The 17,960-nt window shown below is 63.2% G+C and carries 15 protein-coding genes and 1 tRNA gene; 7 read left to right on the plus strand and 9 right to left on the minus strand.

Translation table 11 applies throughout. The annotated features are described in order from the left end of the window. The first annotated feature begins 19 nt into the window (after positions 1-19). A complete protein-coding gene (locus PLU72_00620) occupies positions 20-937 on the plus strand; it encodes a YitT family protein (GenBank protein ID HOT26657.1) in 918 nt (305 codons plus the stop codon). Here PLU72_00620 and kdsA read toward each other — a convergent pair. From kdsA to PLU72_00650, 6 genes are read right to left on the minus strand one after another with little or no spacing between them, the layout of a single operon-like run. Beyond that, entirely contained in the window at positions 924-1,775 is an 852-nt protein-coding gene (gene kdsA, locus PLU72_00625) for a 3-deoxy-8-phosphooctulonate synthase (protein ID HOT26658.1), read from the minus strand. The two genes, PLU72_00620 and kdsA, sit on opposite strands and share 14 nt — an antisense overlap. 5 nt (positions 1,776-1,780) lie before the next feature. After that, complete coding sequence (locus PLU72_00630; protein ID HOT26659.1) at positions 1,781-3,409, minus strand: CTP synthase; 1,629 nt, start codon at positions 3,407-3,409, stop codon at positions 1,781-1,783. Continuing rightward, positions 3,409-4,152 carry a 3-deoxy-manno-octulosonate cytidylyltransferase gene (gene kdsB, locus PLU72_00635; GenBank protein ID HOT26660.1) on the minus strand — a complete coding sequence of 248 codons (744 nt, stop codon included), beginning with the start codon at positions 4,150-4,152 and terminating at the stop codon, positions 3,409-3,411. Before kdsB ends, PLU72_00630 begins: the two co-directional genes overlap by 1 nt. Further along, complete coding sequence (rfaE2, locus tag PLU72_00640) at positions 4,142-5,215, minus strand: D-glycero-beta-D-manno-heptose 1-phosphate adenylyltransferase (protein ID HOT26661.1); 1,074 nt, start codon at positions 5,213-5,215, stop codon at positions 4,142-4,144. The genes kdsB and rfaE2 overlap by 11 nt, the downstream gene beginning before the upstream one ends. A 17-nt stretch (positions 5,216-5,232) precedes the next feature. After that, positions 5,233-6,249, minus strand: a complete 1,017-nt coding sequence (rfaE1, locus tag PLU72_00645; protein HOT26662.1) for a D-glycero-beta-D-manno-heptose-7-phosphate kinase — start codon at positions 6,247-6,249, stop codon at positions 5,233-5,235. Further along, a complete protein-coding gene (locus tag PLU72_00650) occupies positions 6,246-7,196 on the minus strand; it encodes a hypothetical protein (GenBank protein HOT26663.1) in 951 nt (316 codons plus the stop codon). Before PLU72_00650 ends, rfaE1 begins: the two co-directional genes overlap by 4 nt. A 174-nt stretch (positions 7,197-7,370) precedes the next feature. Between PLU72_00650 and PLU72_00655 the strand changes: the two genes are divergently transcribed. Both PLU72_00655 and PLU72_00660 read left to right on the plus strand, forming a co-directional pair. Beyond that, entirely contained in the window at positions 7,371-8,480 is a 1,110-nt protein-coding gene (locus PLU72_00655; GenBank protein HOT26664.1) for a hypothetical protein, read from the plus strand. Next, a complete protein-coding gene (locus PLU72_00660) occupies positions 8,477-8,917 on the plus strand; it encodes an FUN14 domain-containing protein (protein ID HOT26665.1) in 441 nt (146 codons plus the stop codon). The genes PLU72_00655 and PLU72_00660 overlap by 4 nt, the downstream gene beginning before the upstream one ends. A gap of 66 nt (positions 8,918-8,983) precedes the next feature. Here PLU72_00660 and PLU72_00665 read toward each other — a convergent pair whose 3' ends face one another. Together PLU72_00665 and PLU72_00670 are read right to left on the minus strand one after the other, a co-directional pair. After that, entirely contained in the window at positions 8,984-9,703 is a 720-nt protein-coding gene (locus tag PLU72_00665) for a hypothetical protein (protein ID HOT26666.1), read from the minus strand. Between the two features lie 123 nt (positions 9,704-9,826). Beyond that, positions 9,827-9,899: transfer RNA gene (locus tag PLU72_00670), tRNA-Pro, on the minus strand. Between the two features lie 180 nt (positions 9,900-10,079). Between PLU72_00670 and PLU72_00675 the strand changes: the two genes are divergently transcribed. From PLU72_00675 to PLU72_00690, 4 genes are read left to right on the plus strand one after another with little or no spacing between them, the layout of a single operon-like run. After that, positions 10,080-11,369 (plus strand): hypothetical protein, encoded by a 1,290-nt coding sequence (locus PLU72_00675; protein HOT26667.1) that lies wholly within the window; start codon positions 10,080-10,082, stop codon positions 11,367-11,369. Next, complete coding sequence (locus PLU72_00680) at positions 11,366-13,696, plus strand: GAF domain-containing protein (GenBank protein ID HOT26668.1); 2,331 nt, start codon at positions 11,366-11,368, stop codon at positions 13,694-13,696. The genes PLU72_00675 and PLU72_00680 overlap by 4 nt, the downstream gene beginning before the upstream one ends. Beyond that, positions 13,693-15,849, plus strand: coding sequence for a single-stranded-DNA-specific exonuclease RecJ (gene recJ, locus PLU72_00685; GenBank protein HOT26669.1), 2,157 nt, complete (start codon positions 13,693-13,695; stop codon positions 15,847-15,849). The genes PLU72_00680 and recJ overlap by 4 nt, the downstream gene beginning before the upstream one ends. Further along, positions 15,846-16,154, plus strand: a complete 309-nt coding sequence (locus tag PLU72_00690; GenBank protein HOT26670.1) for a late competence development ComFB family protein — start codon at positions 15,846-15,848, stop codon at positions 16,152-16,154. Before recJ ends, PLU72_00690 begins: the two co-directional genes overlap by 4 nt. A 21-nt stretch (positions 16,155-16,175) precedes the next feature. Here PLU72_00690 and PLU72_00695 read toward each other — a convergent pair whose 3' ends face one another. Further along, complete coding sequence (locus PLU72_00695; GenBank protein ID HOT26671.1) at positions 16,176-17,891, minus strand: tetratricopeptide repeat protein; 1,716 nt, start codon at positions 17,889-17,891, stop codon at positions 16,176-16,178. Positions 17,892-17,960: the final 69 nt, after the last annotated feature.

The following is a 17,960-nucleotide window of genomic DNA, read 5'->3' on the forward strand; positions in this document are numbered from 1 at the left end:
CATACCCCACGGAGAGCCTATGAGCCGGAACGTAACGTTGAACAATATCGTGTCGATCGGCGCGGGAATCCTCCTGGCGACGGTGTCGCAGGCGTTTTTCCTCGTGCCGAACCATATCGTGCCCAGCGGACTCGTCGGCCTCGGAACGGTGCTGTATCATAGCATGGGGATTCCCATCGGCCTGTTCGTCATCGTCTGCAATATCCTGTTGATCGGCATTCAGGGACGGTATGTCGGCATCAAGGCGGGCGGCAAGACCATCGTCACGATCCTGCTCCAGGGTGCCCTGCTCGACATTCTCATCTCGTGGCTCCATGTCTCACGACTGGCCGAAGACCCGATGCTCGCGTGCGTCTACGGCGGCGTGCTGACGGGCATCGGCGGGGCGCTGATCTTCAAGGGTGGGGCGACGCTCGGCGGGACGGACATCCTGGCGCAGTTGCTGATGAAGTTCAAGGGCGTGCCGGTCGGCACGACGTTCCTCTGGAGCGACGCGGTGGTTCTCGCCGTCGCGGCGCTGGTGTACGGGCCGAACCTGGCGCTGTATGCCCTGATCAAATCCTTCATCGTCAGCCAGACGATCGACCGGGTGATGGAGGGTTCAGGCGACTACCGGCAGGTGCTGATCATGTCAAAACAGGCCGAGACGATTTGCTGGGGCATCATCGAGGAGTTGCATCGCGGCGTCACGTATCTGAACGGCCGCGGCGCCTACTCGAACAAGCCGGTCGACGTGCTGCTGACGGCAGTCAGGCGCAACCAGCTGCCGCAGCTCGAGGAGCTCGTCTACCAGCTCGATCCCGCGGCGTTCATCATCGTGACCGACGCGCGACGGGTCATCGGCAAGGGCTTCGCCTCGCTCGAAGAGGAACTTGCCGGCATCAAGGAAGTCACCGGCACGGAGATGCCGAAAGCGCCCGCTTCTACAGGGAAATGACGTCGTGGGCTTCGGCCAGGACGGTTTTGCGAATGGCCAGAAGCTGCTTCAACAGGGGCTCGAGCCGGTCGAGCGGCAGGATGTTGTCGGCGTCTGACGGCGACCGGGCCGGCTCGGGGTGAATTTCGAGGAAGACGCCGTCGATGTTGCCCGTGGCCATCGCCGCCCGTGATAGGCACGGGATATACTCGCGCTGGCCCCCGGTGCGATCGCCCGCGGCGCCCGGCAGCTGCAGGGAGTGCGTCGCATCGAACACGACCGCGTCGGCCCACTGTCTCATGATCGGGAAGCTGCGCATGTCGACGACGAGGTTGCCGTAGCCGAACGAGCTTCCGCGCTCGGTGAGCACGACCTCCGCGTCGGCGCGCACAGTTTTTATTTTGGCCACGATATGACGCGTGTCCCAGGGCGAGAGAAACTGCCCCTTCTTGACGTTGATGCAGTGCGCGGCCGCCGCCGCGGCCTGGAGGAGATCGGTCTGGCGGCACAGGAAGGCCGGGATCTGGAGGACGTCGCAGACTTCGGCGGCCGGCACCGCCTGCTCGGGCAGATGGATGTCGGTCAGGACCGGGAGGCCGGTTCGTGCCTTGATCTCGGCGAGCGCCGCGAGGCCCGCGTCGATGCCGGGGCCCCGATGGCCTTCGCCCGACGTGCGGTTCGCCTTGTCGAAACTTGCCTTGAAAATCGCCGGCAGTCCGAGGCTTGCGGCGACCTTTTTCAGGGTGCCGGCGATGAGGAGCGCCTCTTCGGTGCTCTGAAGCACGCAGGGGCCGGCGATGACGAAGAACGGGGCGTTCCCAGCATGTCCGCGGATGCTGAACGTGTTCGACGATGCCATGCGCGTCACTTCTCCTCGGCCCGCTTCGCGGCTGCCGCGTCGAAAAAGCCGGCGAACAGCGGGTGGGGCTTGCCGGGCCTCGACTTGAACTCGGGATGGAACTGGCATGCCACGAAAAAGGGATGGTCCGGCAGTTCGACCATCTCGACGAGCCGCTGGTCGGGGCTGGCGCCGCAGATGGTCAGCCCGCGTCCCGCAAGCCTCGCACGGTACTCGTTGTTCACCTCGAACCGGTGGCGGTGGCGCTCGTAGACGAGCGTCGTGCCATACATGCGTTCTGCCCGCGTTCCCTCGGCGAGCCGGCAGGGATACGTGCCGAGCCGCATCGTTCCGCCCTTGAGAACGCCGTCCTGGTCGGGCATGAGGCTGATGACGGGGTGGGGCGTTTCCGGCACGAGTTCGCTCGAATGCGCATCCTTGAGACCGGCGACGTTGCGCGCGAACTCGATGACGGCACATTGCATACCGAGACATATTCCAAAAAACGGGACCTTCCGTTCGCGGCAGTACTGGATCGCCTGGATCTTGCCTTCCGTTCCGCGGTCGCCGAACCCGCCTGGCACCAGGACCCCGTGAAGACCGGCGAGATGCCGCTCCGCGCCTTCCTGCTCGAGCTGTTCCGCCGAGACCCAGACGAGTTCGAGACCCGCCTCCTCGTGCGGAAGAGAGGCATGGATGAGCGACTCGACGACGCTCAGGTAGGCATCGGCGATTCTCGTGTATTTGCCGACGATGCCGATGCGGACCTTCGCCGGTTTCTTGCGCCGGAACGGGTCGACGATCGTCTGTTTCCATGCTTCGAGCGCCGGCGCCGGCGGCTGGGCCTTGTCTTCGAGGCGCATTTTCCGCAGGACGAGGTCGGCGAGTTTCTGCTCTTCCATCAGCAGGGGGATTTCGTAGAGGCAGTCAACGTCGCGCGCTTCGAGAACATGGTCGGGATCGATGTCGCAGAACAGGGAAATCTTGGCGCGGGCGTCGGCCGTGAGCTGTTTCTGCGTGCGACAGACGATGATATCGGGGGAAAGGCCGTCGGCGCGCATCTCGCGGACCGAATGCTGGGTCGGCTTCGTCTTCATCTCGCCGATCACCTTCGAATACGGGATGAACGTCACGTGGACGTAGCAGACCTTGTCGCGGCCGATGTCGTTTCGCATCTGGCGGATCGCTTCGAGATACGGCTGGCCCTCGATGTCGCCGACCGTTCCGCCGACCTCGACGATCGTGAAGTCGGCGTCGTTGATGTGGGCGACGCGGGTGATCATCTCTTTTATCGCATTCGTTATATGAGGGATGACCTGGACCGTCGCGCCAAGGTAGTCGCCGCGGCGCTCCTTCGCGATGACCTGCGAGTAGACCTGGCCGGTGGTGATGCTGTTATACCGGGTCAGGTTGACGTCGATGAACCGCTCGTAATGGCCGAGATCGAGGTCCGTCTCGGCGCCGTCCTCGGTCACGAACACCTCGCCGTGCTGGTAGGGGCTCATGGTTCCCGGGTCGACGTTCAGATACGGGTCGCACTTCATGATCGTGACCTTGAACCCGCGCGCCTTCAGCAGACAGCCGAGCGACGCGGCCGTAATGCCCTTGCCGAGCGACGACAGAACACCGCCTGTGACGAAAACGAAGCGTGACATCAGCGAAGCCTCCCTTCGAAGACGGCCCTGACGCGCTCGAGGTCGGCGCCGGTGTCGACGCCGAGGGTCTCACGCGAAGCGGCCACGAGACGGATGCGGACTCCATGATACAGTGCGCGGAGTTGTTCGAGACTCTCGATTCTCTCGAGATCGCACGGCGGCAGGGAAACGAGGCGGCGAAGCGTGTCGCGCCTGTAACCATAGACGCCGATATGTTTACGCGGCGCGAACCCCTCGCCGTTACGGGGGTAGGGGATCAGGCTGCGCGAGAAGAAGAGCGCGTTTTCGTGGGCGTCGGCGACGACTTTCACCGCGTTCGGGTTGTCGCGATCTGCGTCGGCCAGCGGATACCACAGGGTCGCCATGTCGACGTCGGGATCGGCAAACGACGCCGTGAGCCGCTTCAGCCCTTCGGCGTCGATGAGCGGTTCGTCGCCCTGGACGTTGACGTAGACGTCGTATTGTATATCATTAGATATGACGGCGGTGCGGGCGGTCCCGGACGGGAGGGCCGGATCGGTCATCCGTGCCTCGAAGCCGGCGGCCGTGACGGCCGCGACGATGCGCTCGCTGTCGGTCGCGACGATTACCCGGTCGAACGCGCCGCTTTCGGCGGCGGCGATGGCCGTGCGCACGATCAGGGGCTTGCCCGCGACGTCGGCGAGCATTTTCTCGGGGAGCCGCGTCGAGGCGAGACGAGCGGGAACGACGCCGAGGACGGAATACGTGCGTTCAGCGCCCATTGCCGTTCAGGATCCTCGTGGTGGAATGGCCCTCGACGAGCGGATACACGACCACGCGGCCGCCCGCCGCCTCGACGACGTCGGCGCCGACGATCGTGTCGCGCGTGTAATCGCCGCCCTTGACCAGGACCTTCGGAACGATGCGCCTGATCAACTCGAGCGGCGTGTCTTCGTCGAAGCCGATGACGTAATCGACGCAGGAGAGCGCCGCCAGGACGGAGGCGCGGTCTTCGAACGTGTGAAACGGCCGGGTCGGGCCTTTCAGGCGCCTGATCGAATCGTCGGTGTTCAGCCCGAGGACGAGGAAATCGCCCTCGGCACGCGCGGCCTGGAGGAGCGCCACGTGGCCGGGATGGAGGATGTCGAAGCAGCCGTTCGTGAACACCATGCGAAGCTTCGCCGCTGCGGCGGCCGTCGCGAGACGGTCGATCTCGCTTCCGCTCAGAATGCGGTTCGAAGGCATGGCGGGCTTGGCCTTTTCCGGGAACAACGTCGTCTCGACGGCGCGGCAGAGGCTATGAATGAGTGCGGCGTGGACTTCCTGGATGCGCGGCGTCTCGGGACTCGGCGCCCGGAGGGTGACATCGGCGATCGCCGAGATCGCCGAATCGGCGGGGCCGGTCAGGGCGACGACCTTCATGCCTTTCTCGTGGGCGGCTTCGATCGCCCTGACGACGTTCTTCGAGGTGCCGCTCGTGGAAATGCCGACGAGGACGTCGCCCCGGCGGCCGAGCGCGAGCACCTGGCGACGAAAGATTTCTTCGTAGCCGTAATCGTTGCCGATCGCCGTGATGGCGGCCGACCCGCAGGTCAGGGCGACGCCGGCCAGCGGCGGGCGGTCGTAGAGGAACCGGCCGGTGAGTTCGCCGATCATGTGCTCGACATCGGCGGCCGACCCGCCGTTCCCGCAGGCGAGGACCTGGCCGCCCCCGGAAAGAGACTCGCACAGGAGGGCGGCGGCGCGCGCGAACGACTCGCTCAGCGCGGGCGATGCGCTTCCGAGCGTGCGAACGAGAGCTGCGAGATCCGCTTCCCAGAAGGAGGCTTGAGACTGGGTGGTCATCGTCGTCGGGGGTCCTTTTACGCGTTCAGCCCGTTTTCGACGGGCTGCATATTGATGCGGTCGTAGTGGTCGAGAACGGCTTTGGGAGTGGCCGTGGCGGTGCCGACGATGCCGACGACGACGCCCGCCGCCAGGTTCGCGATCTCGGCGGCCTCGGCCATGGGGCTTCCGGCAGCGAGGGCGAGGCTGAAGGCCGCGATGACCGTGTCGCCGGCGCCCGTCACGTCGAACACCTCGAGCGCACGGGTTGGGATCGTCATCGGCTGCCTGCCCTTCTCGAACAGGCTCATGCCATGCTCGCCCCGCGTGATGAGCGCCGCGTCGAGCCTGAGTTGCTTGACCAGGTCGAGCCCGGCCTTGATGACGTCGGCCTCGTTCTCGAACTTGCGCCCGAGCAGTTCCTCGGCCTCGCGGGTGTTGGGCGTGATAATGGATGCACCTTTATATAACGGTCCGTTTTTCGGCCTCGGGTCGATCGTGACGGGTTTCCCGGCGCCCTTGAATCGTTCGATGACCTGGCTCAGGAGTTCGGCGACGACGACGCCTTTGGCGTAATCCGACACGATCACGCCGCTCAGATCGGGGGCTTTTTTCCAGAGCTCGCTCGCGAGGTTCTTCTGGCACTGGTAGTCGATCGGGTCGGTATACTCGCGGTCGATGCGGAGCATCTGCTGGTTCTGGCCGAGAACGCGCGTCTTCACGGTCGTCCGGCGGCCGGAGTCGGCGATGAGGCCGGACGTTCCGATTCGTTCGGCGTTCAGTGCCTCGGTGAGGCGCCTTCCCGCGCCGTCGTCGCCGATGATGCCGCAGATGTCGGCCTTCGCGCCGAGGGCGACCAGGTTGCTTGCGACGTTCGCCGCGCCGCCGGGGCGCCAGGTCTCGCGCTTGATCTGGACGATCGGAACGGGGGCTTCGGGGGAGATGCGCTCGACCTTTCCCCAGACGAACTCATCGAGCATGACGTCGCCGAGCACGGCGATATGAAGCCTGGAAAACTTCGCGAGGACGCTCTTGAGACGGGCGCGTGTGATCATCTGTTGGCGAGCCTTTCGAGGAGAGCCAGCGAGACGAGGGGAACCATGATCTCGTGATGGCCGGTGATGTGGAAGCCCTGGCCGACGCCGATGCTCGGCCGCTTCACGACGTTGGTCGTCGCGCGATACTGGATCAGCATGTCCATGTCGATCGTCGTCAGACCCTGGAGATGCCTGCCGAGGTTGTGTGCCCTGGAAACGGCCTTCAGAAACACTTCGGGCAGGACGACGGCGGAGCCGAGGTTCCAGTAGACGCCGCCCTCGAGGTCGCCGACCTGGTCGCAGACGATCTCGAAATCGCGGAAACTCGTCGCGCCGAGGCTGGCGCCGTCGACCGCGGGATGGAGGTGGATGAAATCGGTTCCGATGGCGACATGGACGGTGCAGGGAATTCCGTGTTTTCCGCACTGCCAGAGGAGACTTTCGTGGCGGTAGGGAAACCGCTCCTGCGAGGTGTTCATCGCCTCATACAGGCTGCGTCCAAGGCCGTGACCCGCCGCCGCTCCCTGATGGATAGCCTTTCCCATCCAGGCGCCGGTTTCCTCGACGAAGCCGAACCGGCCGCGCGCGAGTTCCTTGCCGACGTCTTCGGAGGTTTCGCCGAACGCGGCTAGTTCGAAATCATGGATCGATCCCGCGCCATTGAGGGCTATGCCGGTGACGATCTTCGCTTCGACCAGGCGTATCAGCAGCGGAGCGAGGCCGCACTTGACGACGTGGGCGCCCATTCCCAGCAGAACCGGCCTGCCATTTCTGCGGGCGGCGACGATCGCGTCGATGGCCTGGCGAACGGTTTTCCCGGCGTGGATCGAGGGAATGCAGTCCAGGAGACCCTGCACGGAGGCCGGCCGGTCCGGGGCCGCCCCGAAATCGGAGCGCTTTACGAGGTTGTGGCGCTCGGCCATCGGGTAAAAGGTCAACTGCGGCTTTTTGTGTTCTTTCGTCATGTCCTGATCGGTCCCTCCGCGAACCGACGAAGTCTAGCACCGGCAACCGGGGACGTCAAGCGGCTTCCCATGCCGATTTGCCCCTTGACCGGCGGGTGCGGCCTCTGGTATCGTTGAGCCCGTTCGCATTGCCTGACGGACCCGAGTCTGTCGGCCCGAGGAGGGACTGAACGAGTGAAATCGAAGATGACGCGTGCCGCGGGACTCTTCCTGGCAGTCATTGCGCTGATCTCCCTGACGCTTTGCACCGGCTGTGGGAACAAACAGCCCGCGGCGGGCCCCGCCGCTCCGAAGATCGACCGGTTCGGCGCGGCCGACGGGCTTCCGCATGACGTCATCACCGCCCTGGCCGTGTTCGGCAACCAGATCTGGGTCGGCACGAAAAGCGGCGTCGCCAGATACGACGGGGTGAACTGGCAGGTCCACGTCACGAAGAACACGAACTCGCTCGGTTCGAACGAGATCACCTCTCTCGCCGCCGCGGGCAGTTACATTCTGATCGGCACCGACAATGGGGTGACCCGGTACGACGGGAAAAACTGGGGCCAGGTCATGTCGGGCTCCCGCGCCCGGTCGGTCGCCGCGAAAGACGCGCAGATGGCCGTCGCGACGGCGCACGGCCTCGAATACTCGACGGGCGGACAGTTTCAGGCCTTCGGCAAGGAGAACGCCGGCCTGACCAGCGATGAGGCCACGACCGTCGGCTTCGACGGGAAGGGGAACGTCTGGGTCGGGCTGCAGCTCGGCATGGCCCAGCTCAACGGCCAGATGTTCATCAACCACAGCGGGCCGGCGAAGACGGTCATGGGAAACTCGCTCGTCGACGTGAAGGCGAACCCGCCCACCTGTCAGCTGATCGGCAACAACATCACGACCATCGTCCCATACAAGGGAATGATGGCGATCGGAACGACGTCCGGCGTGTCGATCACCGACATGGGCATGGCCTGGACGAACTACAACGCGGCGCACAAGGAGTGGGTCCAGCGGGGCAACAACATCGTCGAAGAGACGATGCCCGGAAACAGTCCCTTGCCGGGAAACCTCGTGACGTCGCTGGCGGTTCTGCCGGGCGATGCGGGGCTGGTGATCGGCACGAACCGCGGTGTTGCGGTTCTGCGCGACGCGACGTGGGTCGATCTCGAAGGTAAACTGAGCGATATAAAATCAAACCAGATAACCGCCCTCGCGATCCAGGGAGCCCATTTGTGGGTCGGCACGCAGAACGGCCTGTACCGGGTACGCGACTTCCTGTCCTTGATCGGAGCCGAGGGAACGAAATGACACGAGGCGCGGCTGGACGGATCGGCGCTGCCGTCGCTTTGGTGGTGCTCGTCGCCGCCGATGCGTGGGCGGCCGGAACGGGGGGCGCGGTCGCATCGGGACCCGCCGATGGTTCGGGCTTTTTCTCGCAGTTGCCGCCGGAAGTGAACTTCGCGATCACCACCCTCGGGTTCGGCGGAATTGCCGGCTGGTGCGTCGGATTCACGCTGAAAAAGTTCGCGAAGATGGCCGCGCTGGTCGTCGGAACCGTCTTCATCGCCATCCAATACCTGGCCTACAATCAGTATGTGACCGTCGACTGGGACAAAATCCGGCAGACCGTGCCGGACAGCGGTTTGCAACAGATCTGGATGGGACTGATGTCGGTGTTCACCTACAATTTCCCGTTTGCCGGGGCATTCGCCGCCGGCTTCCTCCTGGGATTCCGAAAAGGCTGATCCGAAACGAACCGCCGCCCGGCTCCATGGAAGAGACCGGGCGGCGGCTGTTTTTCGAATACGATATTACTTGGGATAGATCTTGATGACGTTCTTGATCTCCATCGTTCCCGATGCCGCGCTGACGCGGTGGGTCGTGCCGTAGACGACGACCTGCTGGTTCTGGAGGGGAGTCAGCTTCTCGCACCAGACCGGGTCGAGAACGTCGAGACCGAGATCGCGGGGTCTCAGATGGTCTTCCTTGAGATACACGCGATTCTTCTTGAGAACGACCTTTGCCCGGACGGATTCTTCCTGCGTCCAGATCTGAGGCTGTTCCTTCTCCCGCTTCTTTTTGTCCTTCCTGTCCTTTTTCCCCTTTTTGCCGCCTTCCTCTTCGGGAAGATACTGCTTGGGGTTCTTGACGCGTTCGGCATACAGGGCGTTCCAGATCATGACCTGCGAATCGGTCGCAACGGCGGTCTCGTCGGCATACTCTGTGGCGACGTTGCCGGCGAGATCGACGAGAATGACGTTGCCATACTGGATCGGCCGCTTCGGACGGCTCTGCTGCTTGGCGCTCGGCAGGTTGAAGCTGACATAGTTGCCGACAGCCAGTTGGGCCGGGGCCGATGCGGCGTTCGGCACCTCAAGGATGCGTATCGAAGCCCGGTCACGATACAGCGATTCGACTTTCCCGATGACCCTGATCGGCATTGCCCAGGAGGCCAGGGCGATGGTTGCGAAAAGAAGCGCGACTGCGCAGATGCACATCCGATGCGCATTTTGATGGGAGCGTAGAGTCATGTCCGTCTCCTTGGGTTTCCAGAGTGTCGCTGGATGGTACCACAATCATGCTGGTACGGCAAAGGCATCATGCCGAACGACGAAAAAATCCGCCCGGCTGGAAAGCCGGGCGGATTTGTCCGGTCGGGGCGACTGGACTCGAACCAGCGACTTCATGGTCCCGAACCATGCGCGCTACCAACTGCGCTACGCCCCGTGGAACGTGCCGGTATCCTAGCACACTTCCATCCGGACTTCAAGTGGGGAAATGCGAAAAGCGGGAATTTCATCGCGGCGGACCTTCCGCATCGGCGAGAAAATGGCGAATGGCGAAGGTCTGAAAAAGCGGGCTTGCAATCGATGCAAATTGTCACGGGTAGTGATACCATGGAACATCATGAGTCCAGAGCCTCGGGCCGCCTCCGCCGCACCGGCATCACCGGCGGATAAGATCACGGCAACACTCACGCTCGGTATCGGCAGCAATTTCTCGACGATGGCCGGCGTGCTGGCCGCATGGATTTTCCTGACCCGCACCGGGTGGGTCGATGGCTTCTGGCGACAGCTGTTCCATGCATTCCTGCTCGCCCCGGTCTTCCTGGGAGATGCGATGAATGCCTACGTTCTCGGCCGGATCGACCTCGATACGAGGCGCGGCTGGGACGACGTCCAGATCACCGAAGAAGGCCGGCGCGCGCTTTCCCGGTTACGATTACCCTGGCGAGCGCTGTCGATTGCGACAGCGACGAGCCTGGCGGCGATCTTCCTCGTCGCTCGCGCTCCTGAGCCGGCCGCGTACGCGTGGGTCCGGTATGTCTTTCCGGCGCTTCTGTTCATTCATGCCGCGCGATGCCTCTATACCATCAGAACCTACATCGCTCCGCGGTTGCCGTCGTACGGTGGCGCTGCCCTGTTCAAACGCGCCGTGTGGGCGTATCTTGCCGGCGCTCTCTGGCTTGGCTGGCTGCTGACGCGCCCCCACGCCCCCTTCGCGTGGTGGAGCGTGCCGTTGCACGGGTGCGCGTTTTTCCTCATCTCGGGGTGGCTTCAGCCGCTTCCGTCGAAGTTTTCGGTTTTCCATCCCGCCGGTTCCGGCCGCAAACTGCCGAAACTGGTCGTCGAGCCGCTTCGCGCAGGAGTCGTCCAGCCGGCAATCAGCGGTGACGTCAGGGGTGAAGAGGCGCGATGGCAGTCGGAACACGGCTTCGTCACGATATCCGACGTCCGGATGCCTCTTCTCGAAATGCCGCTGTTCGAGGCGGCGGGAACGGCGCTTGCAGCGCCTGACAATACGGCGCTCCTGCTCATACTCCAATCGGAAGTCCGCCCCAGGCCCCACTGCACGCTCATCTCCTGGGTCGACGGGAAAGCGTTCGTGACGACGAACTTCGGTTCGACGACGTCCCGGTTTCCCGCCGGAATCACCTATCTGTCGAGAAATCCCGGCGAGGCGCCGGCTTCGTTCCTTGCCGCCCATCGGGCCGCATGTCCGGGCGGCGCCGGGACGGCCATTCCCCAGCCGCCCTGGCAGGCGCTCCAGGCGATGGTCGAGGCGATGGTCGTGTTCCTGCACCGGGAAATCCAGGTGCCGGCCGCCGGCGCGTCTGCGGGGACCCCGGACCGGGGAAGTGGCGCAGGCGACGGCACCCCAGCGCAGACAACGAATGCCGAGGTGATTGATTCATGAGCGCTGGTACCAGTTCCGTCGGTCTCGATCTGAAATACCGGATCTTCATCTTCAATATCGCTCTCGTGTTCGCCGTGCTGGCCATCGCCACCTGGTTCGAACTCAACCGGCTCAACGACGCCGCCGGGGACCACGTGTCCAGGGAGAGCCAGCGGCTCAGCAAAACGCTGGAGGGCATCCTCCCGCGCATGATCATGACGCATGACACGGGCGGGTTGAACGATCTTGCCAAGAAAATCACCTCTCCGGAACTGCCGGGGAACGAGATCGTCTCGGTCGCGATCCTGGACAAACAATTGCAGGAGATCGCGTTCGCCGATCAGGGCTGGCGCGAGCGCCACGATGGCTCTCTCAAGCTGCCTCCGACGTTCATCGTGCAGAAGCCGATCAAGACACCCGGCCAGCAGGAGGCCGTGGGGTATCTGCGTTTCACGTTCTCGATGGCCGATCTGGAGCGCTCCCGCTCGGCCGTCGTGTTCGACAATCTTGTGCTGGCGCTGCTGATGGCTCTGGTCGCCTTTTTCTGGGCATGGTATCTGTCCTCGCTGATCGTCCGGCCCGTCAAGGTTCTGCTCGATGCGGCCGAGCGTATTTCCGCCGGCGATCTGACGGGAGCCCGCATCGACGTGGGCGGCGATTCCGAGCTGGTCGCGCTGGTGACCGCGTTCAACCGCATGTCCGAAACGATCGGTCTGCATCTCGAAGATCTGCGGCAGAAGAACGGCGCGCTCGACCGGCGAGTGTTCGAACTCTCGACCCTGCACCAGGCCGCCCGGGCGATCAATTCCGTCCTGAACCTTGACCAGCTGTACGAGCGCATCGTCGATACGGCGATATCGATCCTCGGCGGCGTCAAACGCTGCTCGCTGATGCTCATCGACAGGCGAACGAACGAGTTCATGGTGCGGGTCGCGAAGGGGCTCGACGTCGGCCTGCTTCCCCCCACGCGGCGAGTTCCGATCGGCGACGGCGTTGCGGCGCGGGTGTGCATCTCCGGCGAACCGGTGATCATCAACGACGTGCCGGAGGGCGATTCCAGAAAACTCGAGGTGGCCCGAATTCCGCGGAGTTCGCTCTGCGTGCCCCTCAAGATCGGCGACGAGGTCGTCGGCGTGCTGTCAGCCAGCAACAAAATTTCGGGGGAGCCCTTCACGAGCGACGATCAGGCGCTTCTCGAAACGCTGGCGACGCAGAGCGGCATCGCGATCAAGAACGGCCGGTTCTATCAGGACCTGAACCGCAAGATCCTCGAGTTGAACACCCTGCACGATATCGGCAGGAACCTTAGCGTTGTGCTTGATATACAACGACTACTCGAGATGGTCGTCGACCAGACGTCGCGCGTGCTCGGCGGCGTCCGTTCCATATCGCTCATCCTGTACGACGAGATGACGGGAAAGCTGCACGTGAGGGTTCACCGCGGCCTGAGCCCCGAGTATGCCGTCCGACCGATCGAAATCGGAGACGGGATCGCCGGGAAGGTGTTCGCGAAGTGCGAACCGCTGATGATCAACGACCTGCCGTCCGACACCCCGCAGGACTCCTCCGCGCCGAGCGGCCGCAGTTCGCTCTGCGTCCCCCTCATCGTAAAGGAACACGCGATCGGCGTGCTGTCGGTTTCCGAAAAACTCTCGGGCGAGATTTTCGACGACAACGATCTGAGTCTGCTCGTGACGCTTGCGTCGCAGATCTCGATCGCCCTTCACAACGCCAAGCTGTACGAAGACCTCGAGGCTAGCTACCTGTCGGCCGTGCGCGCCCTCGCGAACTCCCTCGACGCGAAAGATGCATACACGCGCGGCCACAGCGAACGCGTCGCGGCGTTTTCCGTCGAGATCGGCCGGCGCATGGGGCTGAAGCCCGAAGCGATCAAGAACCTCCAGATCGGGGCTCTTCTCCACGACATCGGAAAGATCGGCATCTCGGAAAACATCATCAACAAGCCCGCTCGGCTGACCCCCGACGAATATGAGCTCATCAAGACCCACCCGGTCCGGGGCGCGAACATCATCGAACCGGCCAGTTTCCTCAAGGAGAAGGTGCCCCTGATCAAGCACCATCACGAACGCTTCGACGGAAAGGGCTATCCCGACGGCCTGAGCGGTGACGCCATCCCTCTTCTCGCGCGCATCGTCTGTGTCGCCGACTCGTGGGATGCGATGACCAGCAAGCGTGCGTACAGAAACGTCGTCCCGAAGGAACAAGCCGTGCAGGAACTGCTGAAATGCGCCGGAACGCAGTTCGATCCCAAGATCGTCGCCGCCTTCATTGAAGTGCTGCAGGATGAGAAGACCGTCGAATCCATTCTCGGGCTGGGGTATTCATGATACGTCACTGGAAATTGATCGAGGCGGACGAGGCCGGCATCGAGGCGCTGGCTCGCCGGACGGGGTTCCCGTCGTTATTGCTGCGCATTCTCTGGAATCGCGGCATGAAGGACGAGGCTTCGATCGAGAGGTATTTCGAACCCCGCAGCCGGACGCTTGCGACCCCCTTTCTGCTCGACGGCATCTGCCGCGCCGTCGATCGTATTGTTTTTGCTATAGAACGTGACGAAAGCATCCGGGTCTACGGAGACCGCGATGTGGACGGGATCACATCCACCGTCCTTCTGCTCGAGACTCTGAAACGGTACACCGAACGCGCCGACTGCACGATTCCGGTCATCGAGGACGGATACGGGCTGAACCGCGATTATCTCGACACCGCGAAACGCGACGGGGTCGGGCTCATCATCACCGTCGACTGCGGCATCGGAAACGTCGATGAGGTCGAGTATGCGAGGCAGTTGGGCATCGACGTGATCGTGACCGATCACCACGAGCCGCCGGCCGTTCTCCCCAGGGCCGTTGCGCTGATCGACCCGAAACTCCCCGGAACGGTGTATCCCCAGAAGGACATGGCCGGCGTCGGGGTTTCCTTGAAGCTCGCCCTGGCCCTCGAACTCGCGCTCGGCAAGGGCATGGGGCGGCCCCTCATCGCGTTCGACCTGGACGGCCCCGAGATCGACGTTCTCCGCTTTCATCCGCGCGAAGGGTTCGTTCGCTTGAAGCACGTCAACCTGGGGGCGATGCAGGGCGCCACGATCCTTTTTTTCAGCCCGGAGGAGCGGCGGCAGATCGTCGAGTTGCTTCCCGAACTCAAAAAACTGCCGATGAGCGACGGGCGGTCGGGGCAGCTCTGCCTGACCACGCTCGCCGAGATGGTGCTGCCGGACATCCCGTCTCCCGACAAGCAGCGGCTGACGTCGGCGTTTTCTCTTCCGACCGACGTCGGCGGGGCACGGCGCCTCGTGGTGATGTATCTGAAACTCATGGAGGCGCAGGATACGGGCGTCCGGTCCCTCTGGCAGAGAGCCCTGGACATCCTGACCATCGGAACGGTGGCTGACATGGTTCCGATGCGGGGTGAGAACCGGACCATGGCCCAGATGGGGCTCAAATTCGTCTCGAACACGAAACGCCTCGGTCTGCTGGAATTGTATACCCTGCTCGGCTGGCGGCAGCGGCAGGTGAGCGAGCGCGACATCAGCTTCAACATCGCGCCAATCCTGAACTCGTCCGGGCGTCTTCGCACCGCCCAGATCGCCGTCGATCTGCTGACAACGGATTCTCCCGACCGGGCGAGAGAACTGGCGCGGGAACTGTTCGAGCTGAACATCGAGCGGAAGAAACTCGCCGAGGAAGGATACCGGAATGTCCGTGAGCACCTGCTTCGCCAGAACGACGTGCGGCAGGACAAGCTGCTCCTCGTCGCGGCGCCGTTCCCCAACCAGGGCGTTACCGGCATCGTGGCGACGAGGCTCATGCTCGAGTTTTGCAGACCCGTGATCGTCCTGCTCGAGGACCACGGCCGATGGCTCGGCTCGGCGCGCAGTTTCAAGAACGTGAACATGATGAACGCCCTCCATGCGGGGGCCCCGCATCTCGAGAAATACGGCGGTCATGTGGGAGCGGCGGGGCTTACCGTCGCGCTGAACAACATCGAACTCCTGAGACGTGCGCTTCGTGCCTACGCGGCGGAAGGGATATCCGAGGCCGATCTCCAGGCGGAATGGCTGATCGACGCCGAGGTGTCCATCGACATTGTCAATGAGTCGCTCCTGGCCGATCTCCTGAAGTTCGCGCCGTTCGGAATCGACAACCCCGCGCCTCTCTTCGTCGCTCGGCGCATCCCGTTCTACGAAATACGAAAAGTCGGCGAGACCAGGAGTCATTTGCGATTCAAGTTCCGGAAAAGCTCCGGCGCTGCCGTCTTCGGAATCGGCTTCGGGCTCGGCAAGCTTCTCGACGTCGATCAGGTGACGGACGGGGTGTGCGACCTCGTCTTCAGCGTCGATGCCAACGATTACAACGGCGTGCGTTCGGCGCAGGTCGTGGTGTACGATGTATCATTCCCCGGGCAACGCGTCCTTGAGCCTGCCGAGATGCCGGCCTTGGTCGACAACGTCGCCGTGGAGCCGGAAGGGATGCCGATATGATCAATTATGAACACCCTCCCCTGAACCGATACGACTTTTCCCGCCTCGAAAACATGTGGCTGCCGCTGATTCTCGACGTGATCAAGGGCATGATCGAGCGCTGGGAGATGTGCGAGTGTCACGACTGCGTGCTCGACACCGTCGCTCTCGCTCTCAACAGCCTGCCGCCCAAATACTGGGTCGGGGGCAAATACGACGCGTTCATGCCGCCCGACGTGTTTCTGGCCGATGCGAACAACCGGCTCCTTGCCGAGCAGGCTGTCATCAAAGCTCTGTCGCTGGTGTCGAAGAATCCCCACCATTGAACGACCGGCGAAACCGGGCCCTCAGTCGCCTCCGCCTCGAGATATACCTGAAACGATAGAATTTCGGAGATTCCTCAGCCGCATATCTCCCGGCTTGATCCGGAGAGCGGCGTCCAGGTCGGCGATGGCCTTCCCGACTTCGCCGGTCCTCAGGTAGAGGGCGGCGCGGTTGTTCAGGCTGGCGACGTATCCCGGGTCGAGGCGCAGGGCTTCGGAATAATGGGCGACGGCCTCGGCCGTCCGGGAGGCGCCCGCGGCGATCAGGCCGAGATAGTCGTGAATCATCGGTTCGCCCGGCCATTCCGCCACGGCTTTTTCGAGGATCGCCCGGGCATCGTTGGGCCGTCCGAGGGAGAGTTCGGCGGCGGCGAGATGAACCCAGCCCCTGGCGTAGCGCGGCTGAAGCCTCGTGACGATGCGGAAATCCGAGCGGGCGTTTTCGGCATCGCCAGCCAGGAACTGCGCCATCCCGCGGTTGTTGAAGGCGATGTAATGGGGCGTCTGCCTGACGACTTCGTTCCAGAACGTGATCGCGTCTTGATAAAAAGCGCATCTGAGGGCGGTTTCGTGCGCCATCCACGAGCCTGCGCAGAGCGCAGCGGCCAGCAACACCGTTTCCCAGATCAGCATCTTGCGTTCGCGGAGAAAGGCGCTGGCGGACTGAAGCGCATCGGCAACGCACAAAAACAGGCCGAATGCCGGAAGATACGCATGCCAGGAGGCCGTGAAAAACTGACCAAGGCCGTGAAAAAAAATGCCTGCGCTCACGGGCAGAAGGGCGACCGGGAAAAAGAGCAGGCCGCAGTATCGGAGAGGTGCTTTGCGGGAAGCGACGAGAAGGGCGCAGAAGAGCGCTGAGGCGATGCCCCAGGAAAGCGCTTGGGGAGGCCACTGCCCGGGAGGAACATAGGGAATGAACAGGGGAATGTCGATCGGAACCGCCACGCAGCGGAAAAGGGCGCCGGTGGCGATGAAAACGCGTCCGATCCGGTCGGCGACGCCGCTGTCGGCCGCGTCGTGATACTGATTCCGTTGCGGTTCCGCCGCGGCTCCCGACACGGCGATGATTCCGACGATGCCGATGATGATAAAAAGAAATCGGCATTGCTTCATGGTTTCGAGGACGGTACCGGTGTTCTTGAAATGGTTCAAAACCGCCAGGACAAAAGGAAACGAGATCGCCGTCGGTTTCGACAGGAGGCTGAGGAGAACGCAGAGGGTGACCGACAGCCGGAGGCGCGGCGCCTTCGTGTCCGGGCCGGCAAGCTGCAGATGCAGTCCGAGGAGGTAGAAAAAGGCGAACAGGACGTCTTTTCGCTCCGTGATCCAGGCCACGGACTCGACGCGGCCCGGATGAACGGCGAAGAGCGCGGCGGCGGCGCACGCCCAGGTGAGGCGCAAGCCGAGTCTGCGCGACAGTTCGAGGGCCAGCAGCACGTTCGCGATGTGGAGCAGGAGGTTGCCCAGATGGAAGAAGAACGGGTCCATGCCCGCGACGCGGAATTGAACGGCGAGCGAGAGGACGGTCAGGGGTTGATACACCGTCATGTACGGTTGTGAGAACAACTTCAGGAGTGATGTCGGCGAAAGATCGTGAAAATAGGGATTATCGAGAACCATGGCCGGGTCGTCCCAGGTGATGAACCCCGCCTCGAGAGCCGGAAAAAACGCGACGGTCGTCAGCAGGACGAGTCCCAGACGCACGAACCAGATGATGGTATTGTTATAACTATTCATGAGCGGGTTCGCCGGCCGCATTGAAGAGTAACATCAGATATTCTATAGGCGCTGCGTGAGACGGCCGAG

The organism is Candidatus Ozemobacteraceae bacterium (assembly GCA_035373905.1).
Lineage (GTDB): Bacteria > Muiribacteriota > Ozemobacteria > Ozemobacterales > Ozemobacteraceae > MWAR01.

Coding starts and splice junctions, on each gene's coding strand:
- PLU72_00620 (HOT26657.1), top strand. CDS start 20: ATGAGCCGGAACGTAACGTTGAACAATATCGTGTCGATCGGCGCGGGA.
- kdsA (HOT26658.1), bottom strand. CDS start 1,775: ATGGCATCGTCGAACACGTTCAGCATCCGCGGACATGCTGGGAACGCC.
- PLU72_00630 (HOT26659.1), bottom strand. CDS start 3,409: ATGTCACGCTTCGTTTTCGTCACAGGCGGTGTTCTGTCGTCGCTCGGC.
- kdsB (HOT26660.1), bottom strand. CDS start 4,152: ATGGGCGCTGAACGCACGTATTCCGTCCTCGGCGTCGTTCCCGCTCGT.
- rfaE2 (HOT26661.1), bottom strand. CDS start 5,215: ATGACCACCCAGTCTCAAGCCTCCTTCTGGGAAGCGGATCTCGCAGCT.
- rfaE1 (HOT26662.1), bottom strand. CDS start 6,249: ATGATCACACGCGCCCGTCTCAAGAGCGTCCTCGCGAAGTTTTCCAGG.
- PLU72_00650 (HOT26663.1), bottom strand. CDS start 7,196: ATGACGAAAGAACACAAAAAGCCGCAGTTGACCTTTTACCCGATGGCC.
- PLU72_00660 (HOT26665.1), top strand. CDS start 8,477: ATGACACGAGGCGCGGCTGGACGGATCGGCGCTGCCGTCGCTTTGGTG.
- PLU72_00665 (HOT26666.1), bottom strand. CDS start 9,703: ATGACTCTACGCTCCCATCAAAATGCGCATCGGATGTGCATCTGCGCA.
- PLU72_00675 (HOT26667.1), top strand. CDS start 10,080: ATGAGTCCAGAGCCTCGGGCCGCCTCCGCCGCACCGGCATCACCGGCG.
- PLU72_00680 (HOT26668.1), top strand. CDS start 11,366: ATGAGCGCTGGTACCAGTTCCGTCGGTCTCGATCTGAAATACCGGATC.
- recJ (HOT26669.1), top strand. CDS start 13,693: ATGATACGTCACTGGAAATTGATCGAGGCGGACGAGGCCGGCATCGAG.
- PLU72_00690 (HOT26670.1), top strand. CDS start 15,846: ATGATCAATTATGAACACCCTCCCCTGAACCGATACGACTTTTCCCGC.
- PLU72_00695 (HOT26671.1), bottom strand. CDS start 17,891: ATGAATAGTTATAACAATACCATCATCTGGTTCGTGCGTCTGGGACTC.